This window comes from Ferroacidibacillus organovorans (assembly GCF_001642725.1).
GTDB lineage: Bacteria > Bacillota > Bacilli > Alicyclobacillales > SLC66 > Ferroacidibacillus > Ferroacidibacillus organovorans.
On record NZ_LSUQ01000060.1, the window covers coordinates 1 to 15,832 of the forward strand.

The 15,832-nt window shown below is 52.0% G+C and carries 16 protein-coding genes and 1 riboswitch; of the genes, 12 read left to right on the plus strand and 4 right to left on the minus strand.

Annotation, left to right across the window (positions count from 1 at the left end; all coding sequences use genetic code 11):
• Positions 1-142 precede the first annotated feature (142 nt).
• A complete protein-coding gene (locus AYW79_RS13105) occupies positions 143-430 on the minus strand; it encodes a hypothetical protein (RefSeq protein ID WP_067566794.1) in 288 nt (95 codons plus the stop codon).
• 62 nt (positions 431-492) lie between these two features.
• Here AYW79_RS13105 and AYW79_RS13110 point away from each other — a divergent pair, with 62 nt between their 5' ends.
• From AYW79_RS13110 to sdhB, 8 genes are all read left to right on the plus strand, one after another.
• On the plus strand, positions 493-930 hold the full coding sequence (locus AYW79_RS13110) for an NfeD family protein (protein WP_067566796.1): 438 nt from the start codon (positions 493-495) through the stop codon (positions 928-930).
• Between the two features lie 19 nt (positions 931-949).
• Positions 950-1,909, plus strand: a complete 960-nt coding sequence (locus AYW79_RS13115) for an SPFH domain-containing protein (RefSeq protein WP_067566798.1) — start codon at positions 950-952, stop codon at positions 1,907-1,909.
• A 40-nt stretch (positions 1,910-1,949) separates the two neighbouring features.
• Positions 1,950-3,728, plus strand: coding sequence for an excinuclease ABC subunit UvrC (gene uvrC, locus AYW79_RS13120; protein WP_082864665.1), 1,779 nt, complete (start codon positions 1,950-1,952; stop codon positions 3,726-3,728).
• 87 nt (positions 3,729-3,815) lie between these two features.
• Positions 3,816-3,931: riboswitch (SAM riboswitch) on the plus strand.
• A 51-nt stretch (positions 3,932-3,982) separates the two neighbouring features.
• Complete coding sequence (gene metX / locus AYW79_RS13125) at positions 3,983-5,113, plus strand: homoserine O-acetyltransferase MetX (protein WP_231877902.1); 1,131 nt, start codon at positions 3,983-3,985, stop codon at positions 5,111-5,113.
• Positions 5,114-5,145: 32 nt separating this feature from the next.
• Positions 5,146-6,486: a homoserine dehydrogenase gene (locus tag AYW79_RS13130; protein ID WP_156481917.1), complete on the plus strand. Its 1,341-nt coding sequence runs from the start codon at positions 5,146-5,148 to the stop codon at positions 6,484-6,486.
• Positions 6,487-6,594: 108 nt separating this feature from the next.
• Complete coding sequence (locus tag AYW79_RS13135; protein ID WP_067566802.1) at positions 6,595-7,212, plus strand: succinate dehydrogenase/fumarate reductase transmembrane subunit; 618 nt, start codon at positions 6,595-6,597, stop codon at positions 7,210-7,212.
• A gap of 36 nt (positions 7,213-7,248) precedes the next feature.
• On the plus strand, positions 7,249-9,006 hold the full coding sequence (gene sdhA, locus AYW79_RS13140; protein ID WP_067566804.1) for a succinate dehydrogenase flavoprotein subunit: 1,758 nt from the start codon (positions 7,249-7,251) through the stop codon (positions 9,004-9,006).
• The gene (gene sdhB / locus AYW79_RS13145; protein WP_067566806.1) at positions 9,006-9,788 is read left to right on the plus strand and encodes a succinate dehydrogenase iron-sulfur subunit; all 783 of its coding nucleotides are present in this window, start codon (positions 9,006-9,008) and stop codon (positions 9,786-9,788) included. The genes sdhA and sdhB overlap by 1 nt, the downstream gene beginning before the upstream one ends.
• A 76-nt stretch (positions 9,789-9,864) precedes the next feature.
• Here sdhB and AYW79_RS13150 read toward each other — a convergent pair whose 3' ends face one another.
• From AYW79_RS13150 to AYW79_RS13160, 3 genes are read right to left on the minus strand one after another with little or no spacing between them, the layout of a single operon-like run.
• A complete protein-coding gene (locus tag AYW79_RS13150; RefSeq protein ID WP_231877903.1) occupies positions 9,865-10,758 on the minus strand; it encodes an ABC transporter permease in 894 nt (297 codons plus the stop codon).
• A gap of 6 nt (positions 10,759-10,764) precedes the next feature.
• Positions 10,765-11,721, minus strand: a complete 957-nt coding sequence (locus tag AYW79_RS13155; protein ID WP_067566808.1) for an ABC transporter permease — start codon at positions 11,719-11,721, stop codon at positions 10,765-10,767.
• A gap of 12 nt (positions 11,722-11,733) precedes the next feature.
• On the minus strand, positions 11,734-13,296 hold the full coding sequence (locus AYW79_RS13160; protein WP_067953329.1) for an ABC transporter substrate-binding protein: 1,563 nt from the start codon (positions 13,294-13,296) through the stop codon (positions 11,734-11,736).
• Positions 13,297-13,548: 252 nt separating this feature from the next.
• Here AYW79_RS13160 and AYW79_RS13165 point away from each other — a divergent pair, with 252 nt between their 5' ends.
• The 4 genes from AYW79_RS13165 to AYW79_RS15345 form a co-directional block, all read left to right on the plus strand.
• Complete coding sequence (locus AYW79_RS13165) at positions 13,549-13,740, plus strand: helix-turn-helix domain-containing protein (protein ID WP_067566810.1); 192 nt, start codon at positions 13,549-13,551, stop codon at positions 13,738-13,740.
• Between the two features lie 138 nt (positions 13,741-13,878).
• Positions 13,879-14,325, plus strand: coding sequence for an ArsR/SmtB family transcription factor (locus tag AYW79_RS13170; RefSeq protein ID WP_067566812.1), 447 nt, complete (start codon positions 13,879-13,881; stop codon positions 14,323-14,325).
• Between the two features lie 89 nt (positions 14,326-14,414).
• On the plus strand, positions 14,415-15,707 hold the full coding sequence (locus AYW79_RS13175) for an arsenic transporter (protein WP_067566814.1): 1,293 nt from the start codon (positions 14,415-14,417) through the stop codon (positions 15,705-15,707).
• Positions 15,708-15,724: 17 nt separating this feature from the next.
• The coding region (locus AYW79_RS15345; RefSeq protein WP_472341756.1) for an arsenate reductase/protein-tyrosine-phosphatase family protein at positions 15,725-15,832 on the plus strand (108 nt) is incomplete at its 3' end.

Here is a 15,832-nt window from a genome sequence, read left to right on the forward strand (position 1 = left end):
TTGATGATGAGTTGGAACACCTCGGTGATCACAGCGTCGAGGATGAATTGCAGGCATTAAAGGCAAAACTGGCTAATAAGGAGTAAAAAGGGCTGCATGCCACTCGAAGCGAACGCAAACGGGTGGCATGGCAACCTTTCACTCAGGAGAGCTGAGACCCGTTCGGTTCACTTCCCGGGGGCGGCATACGACCTTCGGAAAAAGCCGGGTTTTCGTCTTTAAAGCGTGAAACCACCTGTTGGTTCTCTTCCCACGGCGTCACCTTTCCAGGTTTATCGTGCGGATAGAGAGAAGCGCCATACGGGCCTTCTGGAAACTCCTCGTGCATGAGCGTTTCCCAGACGTTCGTGATGTAGCTCAATTCAGCGGACATGTCTGATTTTATCTGCAAGGTGTTTTTGCGCAAAAAAATCGTTCCTTTCAGTTGCATTTACGGCTAGTTTATCCAATGATGTATGAAACGAAACCATGGGTCGCACTGGAGGTGAATGGATGAATCCACTGGTTTGGATTGTTCTCGGTTTGGGAATGGGCGTTATTGAACTTTTTAGCACGACGTTTGTCTTGATGTGGATTGCAGTCGCGTCTGTGGTGACTGGATTGCTCTCGTTCTCTATGAAGCAACTCGGAGAACAAACGGCTATCTTTACAATTCTTGCAGCACTCCTGCTCCTATTGACACGGCCGCTCGTGAAGCGGTGGCGTGATCGAAAGTCTGGATTTCAATCACACATCTCCGAATTGGTGGGTGAGCGCGGGGTGGTGATCTCGCGAATCGACGCTGGAAAAACGGGAATGGTGCGCGTCGGCAGTGATGTGTGGAGCGCGCGTTCGGCGTCCACTCAAGACGTCTATGATCCGGGACAATGGGTTGAAATCATGGAAGTTAGAAGTTCTCTTCTCGTCGTCGGTCCTCGAAAATCCTCCTAAGCGAACGGAGTGATTCATCATGCTAGGTCAAGAGATTGTTCTGATTGTTTTGTTAATCCTCGTTGTTTTGGTCGTTCTTCGGTCCATTCGCATTATTCCACAACAGCAGATCGCCATTGTTGAGCGACTGGGCAAATACCATCGCTCTCTGTCGGCCGGGATCAACCTGATCTTTCCTTTCATTGATCGCGTTGCGCGCAGGCTGGATTTAAAGACACAGCAAGTGAGCATTCCGACGCAAGAGGTCATCACAAAAGACAATGTAAAAATCCGCATTGATACGGTCTTTTTCTATACAGTTATCGATCCTAAGCAAGCCACGTACAACATCTTTGATTTTGTTCAAGGTATACAGAACATCACAGCGTCAAATATTCGACAAGTGGTCGGCCACATGGAACTGGATGAAACGCTTTCCGGGCGCGATCGAATAAGCTTTGAACTGCGTCAGTCTCTTGACGAGGTGACGGAGACCTGGGGCGTACGTATTGATCGCGTCGAGGTGGTTGACATTCATCCACCGATCGAAATTCAGGCGTCGATGGAAAAACAGATGAAGGCGGAGCGCGAGAAACGTGCGAACATCCTGCAAGCAGAGGGGGAGCGACAAGCGGCGATCTTGCGAGCAGAAGGGGAGAAGCAGTCGATTATCCTGCGCGCGGAAGCTGACAAAGAAGCAAACATTCGCCAGGCGGAAGGCTTACAACAGGCACTGATTCTTGAGGCGAACGGACAGGCAGAGAGTTTGCGATTGATCGCAAATGGCGAGAAGCAGCGTATCCAGATGTTGGTTGAGGCGGGGCTTGATGAGCGTGTGCTCGCGTTTCAGTCGTTTGATGCGCTGAAACAGATGGCGCAGGGTACGGCGAGCACGATCTTTGTTCCGACCGACGCAGTCGGTGTTTTAGGCTCACTCGGCGCGATTGCAAAGGTGTTCCAAACGGCATCGACACAAACGTTTGACACTTCAGAATCATGAGCGAGAGGCGTTACGCCTTTTCACGTAAGGAGCGAAAGCTTTGGAATGGACGCGCTTTAAAGAGAAACTCGCGCTGATTCCCGAGCGTCCTGGTTGCTATTTGATGAAGGATGAAACCGGTAAGGTCATCTATGTCGGCAAGGCCAAGGTGTTGCGGAATCGGGTGCGCTCCTATTTTACCGGGAGTCATGATGGAAAAACGCAGAGGCTCGTCTCACACATTCGGGATTTCGAGTACATCGTTACGGACACGGTTTCTGAGGCGCTCGTTCTTGAGTGCAATTTGATCAAACATCACACGCCGCACTACAACATCTTGTTAAAAGATGACAAGACGTATCCGTATATCAAGATCACACGCGAAACGCATCCGCGACTTGAAATTGTGCGAAAGGTGCAGAAGGATCGGGCGGCCTATTTCGGTCCGTATCCAAACGGTGGCGCGGCCGCAGAGACCAAACAATTGCTCGATCGTTTGTATCCGCTGCGCAAGTGTAAAACCTTAAAGCCAAAAGTCTGCCTCTACTATCACATTGGGCAGTGTCTTGCCCCTTGCGAGTTTGAGGTAAACGAGGATGAGTATCAAAAGATCTCCCGGGAAATCAGCGAGTTTTTACAGGGCGGGCATCAGCGCATCACAGATGAGTTGGTGAAGCGCATGGCCTTTGAAGCGGAGCAGATGAATTTTGAGCGCGCGGCGGAATTGCGTGATCTGATTGCGCAGATTCACGCAGTGATGGAGACGCAGAAGGTGACACTGCCCGATCGCGTCGATCGCGATATCTTTGGCTCCTATTCGCATCAAGGCCATCTCAGTATTCAGGTGTTCATGATGCGCGGTGGTAAGTTGGTGGAGCGATCCGCGACCGTCTTTACACATTACGGTGACGAATCGGATGACTTAACCTCCTACATTACGCAGTTTTACCAGGACAATCCGGATATTCCAAAAGAAGTATGGCTTCCTGAAGGGGTAGACGCAACGGGGCTCGACGCCATTTTGCACGCGAAGGTGTTGACTCCCAAGCGCGGAAAAAAACATGAACTCGTTGAGCTGGCGTGCCGCAACGCGCGGATTGCCCTCGAAGAGCGTTTTCGCCTGCTTGAAAAGGATGAGAGCCGCACCGTCAGCGCGATGCAGGCACTCGGAGAAGCGCTTGGGATCGACGCCCTCCATCGAATTGAAGCGTTTGACAATTCAAATACGCAAGGCACAGACCCGGTTGCCGCGATGGTGGTCTACGTCGATGGTCAAGCGGTACCAAAAGAGTATCGCAAGTATAAGATCAAGACGGTGGAAGGACCTGACGACTATAAAAGCATGCGTGAAGTGATTCGTCGCCGCTATACGCGACTGTTGCGCGAACAACAACCGCTACCGGATCTGATTATGGTGGACGGTGGGCGGGGGCACATTACTGCGGCGCTTGATGTGCTGGAAAATGAGTTATCCATTCAAACGCCTGTTTGCGGCTTGGCAAAAGACGATCGGCATCGCACCTCTCAACTTTTTCTCGGCGATGATTCGGAGCCGATTCGACTGGATCGTAACGCCCCGGCGTTTCATCTCTTGACGAGAATTCAGGATGAGGTGCATCGATTTGCGATTACCTTTCACAGAAACACGCGCGGGAAAAATTCGCTTCAAAGTTTACTCGATGAGATCCCGGGTGTTGGTGAGGCGCGTCGCAAGCATTTGTTGCGCCATTTTGGATCGCTTACCGAGATGCGACAAGCGCCAATCGAAGAATTTCGCAAAGCGGGTGTCGGAGATCGATTAGCAAAGCAGATCAAGGCGCATCTCGCGAGCCTTTCGTGAATACAGTCTCGCTTGAAGAGGTTGGATGATTTGACAGAGTGAATCGCGTGTGGTAATGTTCGATCACAACTTAAAACGATTGTTTTACTCTTATCGAGAGTGGCGGAGGGACTGGCCCTTTGAAGCCCGGCAACCTTCCAGCGCCTACATGGCCTGGATCGGTGCCAATTCCAGCAGGACAACTGTGTCCTGAAAGATGAGAGGGTAACCTTGGCGAAAACTGGGCTCCCTCTGTGTGAGGGGGTCCTTTTCGCATGGAGCAGGAGAGAGTGATGATAGAAATGAGTGAGAATCTACAAGACCATGCCTCCTCAGCGCTCGTGTCAGTCGGTGCGGTGAAGCTCGAAAACGGTGAAACGTTAAACAATGTTGTCGTTTATGTCGAGTGGGTCGGTGATCTATTGCGCCATCGCGAACAGGCGATTCTCTTGTGTCACGCGCTCACAGGCGATGCCCACGCGTTTGATACAGCAGAAAAGCCGGGCTGGTGGGGACCTCTGATTGGGGCGGGACGGGCGCTTGATACGGAGAGGCACGTCGTTCTTTGTATGAATGTCCTGGGCGGGTGTTCGGGGACGACCGGGCCGCTCTCGATGTGTGACACAACGGGTCAACCCTATGCAGGCCAGTTTCCCGAGATTACGATTCGCGATATGGTGCGCGTTCAACATCTCGCATTGTGTGCGCTTGGGATCACTCGCCTTTACGCGGTGCTCGGCGGATCGATGGGGGGGATGCAGGCGCTAGAGTGGGCGTGTAGCTACCCTTCTTTCGTATTGCATGCGGTCGTATTAGCCGCTCCACTTGTATTCTCTGCCATTGCCATCGGTTACAACGCGGTGATGCGCCAAGCGATCGAGCGAGACCCAGCGTTTCATCAGGGCGATTATGGACGTTACGGCGTAATTCCTAAGGACGGCTTGACGGTTGCACGGATGCTCGGCATGATCACCTATCGTACAGCGTCGTTGTTTGAAGAGCGATTCGGTCGATCAATCAGTGATTCGGGGATGCTTGAAGTCGAACGCTATCTCGTCTATCACGGCGAGAAATTGGTTAGTCGATTTGACGCAAACAGTTATCTGCGCCTATTAACAGCGATGGATGGGCATCATTTGGGGCGTGATCGCGGTACACTTGCGGATGCGTTCGCACGCATCACAGCGCGCGTCACACTGGTCGGTATTCAAGATGATCTGCTTTATCCTCCGGACTCGATCAGACTCGCTGCTTGTGCGGCGCGTGAAGCGGGGGTTGACGCAGTCTATAAAGAAATAGCTAGCGTCTACGGACACGACGCATTTTTACTAGAGTTTGAACAATTGGATGAGATATTTCGCGACGCACTCGCGCGCGCCGTTCCACGTAACACAATCGCGCGCTGAGTGCTCTTTATGATTTAGGAGGTCGTATAGTGATGATCGATCAACCGCGCGTTGTTCGCATTGGGCTTCTCGGTCTGGGAACCGTTGGGGCAGGCGTCGTCAAATCGTTAAAAACGAACCATCAGCCGATTTTTGAGAAAACGGGCTGCGACGTACAGGTTGTTCGCACACTCGTTCGCGATCCTGACAAAGAGCGCGTTGTTCGCTTGGACAGGGAAGCGCTTACGACCGATGGACTGGAGATTGTGCGCGATCCATCCATTGACATTGTGATTGAGGTGATTGGCGGAATTGAACCTGCTCGGACGTTGATTCGCGAAGCACTGCGTCACGGCAAGCACGTCATTTCTGCCAATAAAGAACTGATCGCCAAAGATGAAGGCGCGTTGATCGCATACGCAGAGAAACACGGGTTAAGGTTGATGTATGAGGCAAGTGTCGGCGGTGGTATTCCCATTGTGCGCATGGTGGAGACGTATTTGACAGCAAACCGTGTATACGCCATACGCGGCATTCTAAACGGTACATGTAACTATATCCTGACACGTATGGAGGAAGACGGTCAATCCTTTGCGGAGGCGTTGCGCGACGCGCAGTCGCTCGGTTATGCAGAGGCCGACCCGGAGAGTGATGTGGAGGGATTTGACACGGCTTACAAGTTGTCGATCCTTGCCAATCTCGCCTTTTCTGTTCCATCAAGCGTCGCCGCGATTGATCGTTTTGGCATCACAAAACTGCAGAGTGACGATTTGAGCTTGGCTGCACGCGTTGGGTGTACGATCAAATTGATCGGCGAGGCGCGCGTATTAGAAGACGGCACGGTTTTGCAGAGCGTAACGCCGAGAATGATTCCGCGTGCGGATTCTCTGGCTAGCGTGCGCGACGTATTTAACGCCGTAACGATTACGGCTGACGTGGTCGGAGAACTCTCATTTATGGGGCGCGGTGCGGGTGAACTGCCGACGGCGAGCGCGATCATTGAGGATTTGACGGAGATCTTGCGCAGCCCTGTTCCACGTGTTCGGCGTGATCAGTACAGGCATACTGTGTCTGTGTCAAAAAGCGGAGTTACATCGATGGATGAACGATCATCTCGGCACGTTAAGGGATACATCCGAATGTCCACTTCAGAGCAGATTTTTGATCTCTTGTTTCAGTACGCGCAAGACGTTCGCGTTGTATCCGGGGCAGATGAGGTTGATGGTGAGAGCGCAGCGCACTGCTTTGTCTGTGGCGTACCGGAACAGGTCTGGTATGAGCAGGTGTTACACCATGATGCACTGCAACTCGCCATCCCTTATGATGGAGTGTGGCCGCCTCCTAATAGTGTGGTGGTCGGGCAAAAAGAGGCGCAGATTCATTTTCGCGTCTGAGCGTGGAATGAATCTGCTGTGTTTTCTTGACAGCCGCTTTCGACTATCGCTACAATCATCCATGTAACCGTACACTGAGCGGTCGCTCGGTAGAGAGGGGGCGTTGATTTGGCAAGTGCGCCAGTCAACCGCGATTATCTATTTCGCAGGCTTCATACGTTGTCAGGTGTTATCCCTGTTGGTCTGTTTTTGATTGAGCATCTCATCACCAACTCGACTGTGACGATGGGGGCAGGCGCGTATAATGCGGCTGTCAATACGATTCAACATATTCCCTACTTGCATGCGGTTGAATTTTTGTTTATTTTTCTGCCTCTTATTTATCACGGGGTGTTTGGCTTGTATGTCGCGTACACGTCAGGCTATAACCCTGTACAGTACACGTGGTTTCGCAATCGCATGTTCGCACTGCAACGCATCACGGGCGTTATAACGTTTATTTTTATCGTGTATCATCTCTGGACAACCCGTTTTAGCGGGAGTGCCCCGAGCTTTGCGTTTGTGCACCATCTCGTGAGTCAGCCGTTCACGTTCTGGTTTATGATGATCGGTGTCGTGTCGGCGACATTTCACTTTGCCAATGGCATGTGGTCGTTTCTGGTGCACTGGGGCTTTACCGTCGGCGCGCGCGCGCAACGCGTTTCTGCGATTGTCATGATGACGCTTTTCTTGATCCTGGCGTTTATGGGCGTTGATTCAATCATCACGTTTGCGTATGCGGCGTAACGGTTTGGAACTGCATAAGGTATTGGAGGAATCGAGATGGCATCGCAACGGATGATCGTTGTCGGCGGTGGACTTGCAGGGCTTATGGCGACGATTAAAATCGCTGAGTCTGGAACGTCCGTCGACCTGTTCTCGATCGTTCCCGTAAAACGCTCTCACTCCGTGTGTGCACAGGGTGGGATCAACGGAGCGGTTAACACCAAAGGTGAAGGAGACTCGCCTTGGGAGCATTTTGATGACACGATTTATGGTGGAGATTTTCTCGCGAATCAACCGCCTGTTCTCGGCATGTGCGAAGCGGCGCCAGGCATTATCCATCTGCTCGATCGTATGGGTGTCATGTTCAATCGCACGCCTGAGGGACTGCTCGATTTTCGTCGCTTTGGCGGTACAAAGCATCATCGCACGGCGTTTGCCGGGGCGACGACAGGTCAGCAACTGCTCTATGCGCTGGATGAACAGGTGCGCCGCTATGAGGCGGCAGGGCTCGTCAACAAGTTTGAGGGCTATGAGTTTATTTCGGCAGTCATTGACGACGATCAGGTCTGTCGCGGAATTGTCGCACAGAATTTGCGCTCGATGGAGATTCAAGCGTTTCGCGCAGATGCGGTGATTCTGGCGACCGGAGGACCTGGCATCGTGTTTGGCAAAAGCACGAACTCGATCATCAATACGGGTACGGCCGCGTCTGCAGTCTATCAGCAAGGCGTTACGTATGCGAATGGCGAGTTTATTCAAATTCACCCTACGGCGATTCCCGGCGATGATAAACTGCGTCTCATGTCTGAGTCGGCGCGCGGTGAAGGCGGTCGCGTCTGGACGTATAAGGATGGGAAACCGTGGTATTTCCTTGAAGAAAAATATCCGGAGTACGGCAATCTCGTGCCGCGCGACATCGCGACGCGGGAGATTTTCTCTGTGTGTGTGGATCAGAAACTCGGGGTCAACGGGGAGAACATGGTTTATCTTGACGTGTCACACATCCCCGCATCGGTGCTCAATGTAAAATTGGGCGGGATTCTTGAGATTTATGAGAAGTTTGTCGGTGACGACCCGCGCAAGGTTCCGATGCGCATCTTCCCGGCTGTGCACTATTCGATGGGCGGAATTTGGGTCGATTACGATCAAATGACAAACATTCAGGGACTGTTTGCCTGTGGCGAGTGTGACTATCAGTATCACGGGGCGAATCGCCTCGGCGCAAACTCGCTGCTCTCCTCCATCTACGGCGGCATGATCACAGGGCCGTCTGCTCTGCGGTACGCAAAAGGACTGCGCAAGGGAGCGGATCAGGTGCCAGCTTCCGTCTACGAGGCGGCGCAACAGCGGGAACAGGAAAAGTATGATGGGCTCTTGGCGATGCGCGGGACGGAGAACCCCTACGTGATCGGACGTGAACTCGGACAGTGGATGACCGATAATGTGACGGTTGTTCGCTACAATGACCGATTGCAAAAGACGGATGAAAAGATTCAAGAGTTGATGGAACGCTACAAAAAAATCAATATGGCGGACACGTCGCGGTGGCAGAATCAAATGGTGCCTTATACGCGTCAGTTGTGGAATATGTTAGAACTGGCGCGCGTGATGACGATTGGCGCGCTACTGAGGAATGAGAGCCGCGGGGCTCACTATAAACCAGAGTTTCCAAATCGCGATGACGAAAACTTCCTGAAAACCACCATGGCGGATTGGACGCCGGACGGTCCGCGCATTTCGTATCAGGACGTGGATGTATCCCTGATTCGACCGCGCGAGCGACGCTATGATGTCAGTAAGGAGGCGACGGTGTAATGGCAATTTCAGAACAGGAAGCTGCGGAGAAGCGATCGCCAAAAACCGTTCATCTCATCATCGAGCGACAAGTGTCGGCTGACGCCGCGCCTTATACAGAGGAATTTGAAATCGCTTGGCGCCCGGGTATGAACGTAATTGCAGCGCTCATGGAGATTCAGCGCAATCCGGTAAACGCAAAAGGACAAGATACGAATCCGGTTACCTGGGAGTCGAACTGTCTAGAAGAAGTTTGTGGCGCGTGCACCATGGTGATTAATGGGAAACCGCGTCAGGCGTGCTCGGCGCTTGTTGACAAGTTGACGCAGCCGATCCACTTGAAACCGATGCGCACCTTCCCGGTGGTTCGCGATTTGGTGGTGAATCGCTCGCGCATGTTTGAAACGCTCAAGCGTGTCAAGGCGTGGGTGCCGATCGACGGTACGTACGATCTGGGTTCGGGTCCACGCATGGCAGAGTCGGAGCGACAGTGGGCGTATGAGCTCTCAAAATGCTTTACGTGCGGATCATGCGTAGAGGCGTGTCCGAATGTGAATGAAAAGACTCACTTTATCGGTGCTTTTGCCATCTCGCAGGCGCGACTCTTCAATACACACCCGACAGGTGCCATGCATAAGGAAGAGCGTTTTGAGGCGATGATGGATGAAGGCGGGATTCATGAATGCGGCAACTCGCAGAATTGCGTCCAGGTCTGTCCGAAGGGAATTCCACTGACAACGTCGATTGCGGCGATGAATCGCGATGTCAATCGACACGCCTTTTCTAGTTGGTTGAAAAAATAGGCATGGCAGAAAAAAGGTCCTTCGCGAGAAGGACCTTTTTCTTGTGGGCGGGATAGAGTCCCGATCTGCAGGGTGGCTAATTCTTTTTTGGTTGCCACAAATCGGCGAGACCGTCACCAAGGTAGTTAAATCCGAGGACAGCAATTGCGAGTGTGAGCCCCGGAAAGATGGCGAGCCAGGGTGATGTTGTGATGTATCCCTGCGCGGTGTGTAACATAGATCCCCAACTCGCGGCTGGCGGTTGTACGCCGAGACCGAGATAGCTGAGCCCAGCTTCCGCGACCACCCCACTCGCGAGACCGAGCGTTGCCTGAACAATGATCGGAGTTAAGATGTTTGGAAGAATATGCACAAAGAGAATCCGCGTCGTTCCGGCGCCGATCGTAACGGCAGATTGAACATATTCAGAACGTCTTTGAACAAAAACTTGGGCGCGAACAATACGGACAAATCCTGGAATAAATCCAAAGCCGATGGCGATCATCGCGTTTCCGAGCCCACTGCCTAGCACCGCTCCGATGACGAGGGCGAGGATGAGGAAGGGAAAGGATTGAATGGAGTCCATCACGCGCATGACAAACCACTCGTCAAACGCCCCCCCGATGTAGCCCGTCAATAGTCCGATGAGAATGCCAAAAAACAGGCCAATACCGACGGATGCCGCAGAGACTTCGAGCGAGGTTTGAGCGCCATAGAGAACGCGTGAGAAAAGATCTCTGCCTAACTCATCCGTGCCAAACCAGTGCGCGCTCGACGGTGGTTGAAGAAGCGCCATGAAATTGATCTGATTGGGTGGATACGGTGCGAGTACTGGCGCAAAAACGCCGGCGACGACCATCAGTAGCACGATGAGCGCGCCGATCATGAAGGAGGGGTTGCGCACCATTCTCCCTAACGTGCGATTTTTACGGACTTTTTTTAATGGCGCGGTCGTCTCGGCAGGTGTGACGGATTCTGTAGTAATGTTCACCATGCTCTATCCTTCCCCTCGCGTCATGCGAATCCGCGGATCGATAAAGCCGTAACACAGATCTGTCGCGAGATTTACTAGGATGACGAGAAGGGCGGCGACGAGGGCGCTGCCTTGTATCGTCGTATAGTCACGACTAAAGATTGCATTGACTAAAAGGCTGCCAAATCCCGGGAGTGAGAAGATCGTCTCTGTGATGACAAGGCCGCCAAGGAGTCCTGCGATTTGTAGACCGCTTTGCGTAATCACGGGCACAAGTGCGTTTTTCAGCGCGTGCCGCAGGATGATTCGGTAACCGCGTATGCCTTTTGCGCGCGCCGTGCGCACAAAGTCTGCATCGAGCACTTCGGCAAGGCTTGCCCGCGTCATGCGCAACAAGACGGCCGCTTCGCGGATTCCGGTTGCCAAAACAGGGAGAAACATGGATTGTAGGTTTTGGCCTACGTTTTGTGTCAGTGGAACATAACCTGACGATGGGAAAAGGTGGAGCCGGACGGTAAACGCAAAAAGCAGCATGATGCCGAGCCAAAAAGGCGGGATGGAAAGCCCGAGCGATGTCGCAAATGCGGCGACGAGATCTGCAAACTTCCCACGTTTGATGGCGGATAGAATGCCGAGCGGAAGTGCGATGATCACGGCGAACAAAAACGTCCCAATCGCCAATTCGATCGTTACTGGCAAGCGCTGTTCGATGAGCGTGGCCACCGCAATCTGATTGGAGAGAGACAACCCCAAATTGCCGTGAAGAACGTTACCAACCCAGTCCAGATACTGCACGATCAATGGTTTGTTCAATCCCAACTGCTCGCGCAAAGCCGCGATCGCGCCAGGTGTTGCATCCTGCCCGAGGATGACGCGGGCAGGATCTCCTGGAATGAGGTGAATGAGACTGAAGACCATGACACTGACCAGAAAGAGGACGGGTAGCGTGAGAAGAATTCGTCGCGCGAGGAAGCTACCCATCGTTACACGTCCTTACGACAACGTTGCAACGCGAATCAATCCGTCTGGCACATAGTTGAAACCGTGGATGGATGAATTGAACGCAAGCACGTTGTTAGGATGGTACAAAAAGATGTACGGTGAATCGTGGTTGATGATCGCGACTGCTCTCTCATAGAGATTCGCGCGTTGCGTCATATTCGAAACGGTGCGCGCTTGATTGAGCAGCGCGTCGACTTGCGGATTGCTATAGTTTGATGAATTCAAAGGCGCGCCAGTGTAGTAGAAGGAGTAGATGTTTTGATCAGGGTCGAGGCGACCACTCCAGCCGAGTGCGAGTGCTTGGAAGTTTCCATCAGAAGAGTTGTTTAAAAGTGTCCCGAAATCCAATTGTTGAATGTTCATTTTGATGCCGTACGGCTGAAGCATCGCCTGCATGACCTCGGCGAGTTGTACGTTGATCGGACTGTTCGCGGTTTGCATTGTAAATGTGAATCCGTGTGCTTCGCCGCCGCGCTTTAGCAGCGCGCGAATTTGTGCCGGATTGACGTTTGGCGGGGTGTCCTCAGCTTTGCGATAGGCAGGGGAGGACGCACCGAATGGACTGTAGCCGGGACTCGCCGATCCTTTTAAGACGGCGTTTACGAGCGCTTGGCGATTGATTGCGTAATTGACGGCTTCGCGCACAAACAGATTGGTAAACGGCTTTGCCTTCACATTCAGATAAACGCCTTGATAGCCAAAGCTAGGTTTGTTGATCACCGTATAGCCAGGCGTTTTTGCAAGTGTCGCAATCTGTTGCGGCGGCACGGTATCAATGATTTGGACTTCATTCGATTGTAGATTCAGGAGTTCTACGTTTGGATCGGTAAAAATTTTGTAGACGACTTTTTGGAAATGGGGCAATCCTTTCATCCAATAATGTGGGTTTTTGACGAGCGTAATGCTCGATCCAATGACGCGGGATACATACTCATAAGGGCCTGTTCCGACGGGGTGATTGAGGAAGTTCGCGCCCTCTTTTTTTACCGCAGTCGGTGAAACCATCATCCCAGCTCGTCCAGACAACACGTTGAGGAGCGGGCTGAACGGTTTTGACAGTTGAATCGTAAGCTTATAGGGACCATCGACAGTAACTTTTGAGATGAGTGACAAGGAGCTGTGGCGCGGTGAGATTTTCAGCATGTCGCGTTCAAGATTGAACTTTACTGCAGTGGCGTTAAACGGCGTTCCGTCTTGAAATTTCACGCCTTTTCGAAGGGTGATGGTGTAGGTCAGTCCATTTTTAGAAATGACTGCGCCTGTGGCGAGATCGTTTTGCAATTTTCCTGCTGCATTAATCGTAAAGAGTGAATCGTAAATGTTGACCATGACCTGGCGATCAACCAATGCGCTAGAGAGGCTGGGATCCAGTTTCGGTGGATCGGCGCTGAGTCCAATCGAGAGTGTTGACAGAGCACTTGAGCGCAATGCGGAAGCATGGTGAGCGGTGTGTGTGTGGGCGCTTGCGAATGCCGGGAAGCTTGTGGCGAGTGAGAGTACAGTCGCCGCAACGGCAAGGCCAGTGCGCTTGCTGTACGTCATGGATCGTTTCATTGTGGACCCCCTATTGGTCGATGTATTCTATGCTTTCTGTTGGTTCTGGTTAAAAGATAGCATAGAATTCGCGAATTTGTCCAAGCAATGTTACGAGAATAGACAAGATTTGCGTCTAATTGACCGTTTTGCGTATCTTTGTTGAGGGTTATGGATTGTGGTTGCCCATTCTGCGCGGGTTCCTGCACGCAAGAATTTCGGCCCTCATACAATACCGTAACTGTATCCCTGCACCTTGTGCTTGATGGATAAATGCAAGGAGGGATAGCGCCAGTGTCAGCGGGAAGGGAATACCGCATGAAATCGCTGCTGACCATACGAGAACGAGAGGTCTTTGAGTTATTGGTTCAGGATAAAACGACTCGAGAAATCGCGGAAATCTTGTACATCAGCGAAAAGACCGTGCGGAATCATATCAGCAATGTGAGATGGGCAATGGGGTGAAATGAAGCGTCATGCTGAGACGGGCAGAACTAGGCCACGCGGAGCTTACTTGACGTCGGGATTTTACTCGACTATGATATCGATAATCGTGAATATCGACGACGATGAATGTCGGTGGTTGTGAATAGGGGGGATGACTTGAAAGGGAACGATTTGGAGGTACAAATGGATCAAGAATTGTTGCGCGCGCGACTGAGTGCGCTCGCCGATCGAAGCCGCTTTCACATTTTGCAAATCATGGCCAACGGCGCGATCGGTTCGTGCTGCGACCGCATAGCGGCGTATGAAAACGGTTGTTGTGTCGCGGATGTGGTGGCTGAAACAGGGCTAGCGCAACCGACGGTGTCTCATCATTTAAAGGCGCTTGAAAAGGTGAATCTTGTGCGACGGGAAGTGCGCGGGCCGTGGACGTGTTATTTTCCTAACCCAGAAGCGATTGAAGAGATTTCGCACGGCTTGCGCGGCTCTTTGATCCTAAAGCGTAAGGATCAGAATGAACATGGGAATCGGGATATCGTTTTGTCAGACTCTTTTTTCGATGAAGAGAAACGCTGCGCGGAGCTGAAGAACGGCTGTTGTACATAATTGCGCAGAGCATCAACGAAGGAAGAAGACCCGTTCACAGAACAAATCATTCGATACGTATTAAGATCAATATCCTAAGGAGTCACTGCATGATCTATCTTTCCATTGGCGTTTTTATCGCCACGCTCATCTTTGTCATCTGGCAACCTCGAGGGTTATCCATCGGTTGGAGTGCGTTTGGCGGGGCTGTCCTCGCACTGCTGCTTCATATCGTCACATTTTCTGATGTTTTTGTCGTCACGTCGATTGTATGGGACGCGACGCTCGCATTCGTTGGGATAATTATATTCTCAACCGTCCTTGATCGCATCGGTTTTTTTGAGTGGGCCGCTCTCAAAATGGCGGTTGCCGCAAAGGGGGATGGGCGAAAGGTCTTTTTCTTTGTCATCTTGCTCGGGGCGATCGTCTCTGCGTTTTTCGCGAATGACGGTGCCGCGCTCATTCTCACGCCGATCGTGCTTGAGAAGGTGAAGTTGCTAAAATTCGATACGAAAAAAATGCTACCATTCATCATGGCGAGCGGCTTTATCGCAGACACCACATCGCTTCCCTTTGTGACGTCAAACCTTGTAAACATTGTTTCGGCCGATTATTTTCATCTCGGTTTCGTAACGTATCTTCTGCACATGGTAATCCCTGATCTCGTTTCACTTTGCGCAAGCATGCTCTTTTTGTACATCTTCTTTCGACGCGACATTCCGACGTCGTATAATCCAGGCGATCTTCCCGACCCGCGTCACGCGATTGTCCACGAAGGCATGTTCAAAGCGTCGTGGGTGATTCTTGTTATTCTGCTCTTTGGATACATTCTCACGGAACTGTTGCATATTCCTGTCTCATCCGTTGCGGGACTCATCGCGATCGTCTTTCTTATCGCAGGTGCACGGGCCAACGTCATTCAACCGTGGCGTGTCATCAAAGACGCGCCGTGGGCGATCGTCGTCTTTTCCATTGGAATGTACGTGGTGGTGTACGGGTTAAAGAACGCAGGGCTTACGGCATTGCTCGGTCACGTCATCCGCGCAAGCACGCACGGAGGTCTCTTTGCGGGGACGTTGGCCACCGGGTTTATCGCCGCGCTTCTTTCATCCGTGATGAACAACATGCCAACGGTGATGATCGATGCGCTTGCCATTCACGCATCTGGCGTGACTGGGGTGATGCAACACGCATTGATTTATGCCAATGTGATCGGTTGTGATCTCGGGCCAAAAATCACACCCATTGGTTCACTCGCCACGCTTCTTTGGTTACACGTGCTCCGCCAAAAGGGGATCACGATTCGGTGGGGCAACTACTTTCGCACAGGACTCCTCCTCACGGTACCCACACTTTTTGTCACGCTCTCGGGACTTTACGCGTGGAGTCTTTTCATTCATTAGAAAACGGAGGGAACATCATGCAAAAAAAAATAATTTATTTTTTGTGCACTGGGAATTCGTGTCGCAGTCAAATCGCTGAAGGGTTTGCGCGGCACTTTGGCGGAGACCGATTGGTGGCCTACAGC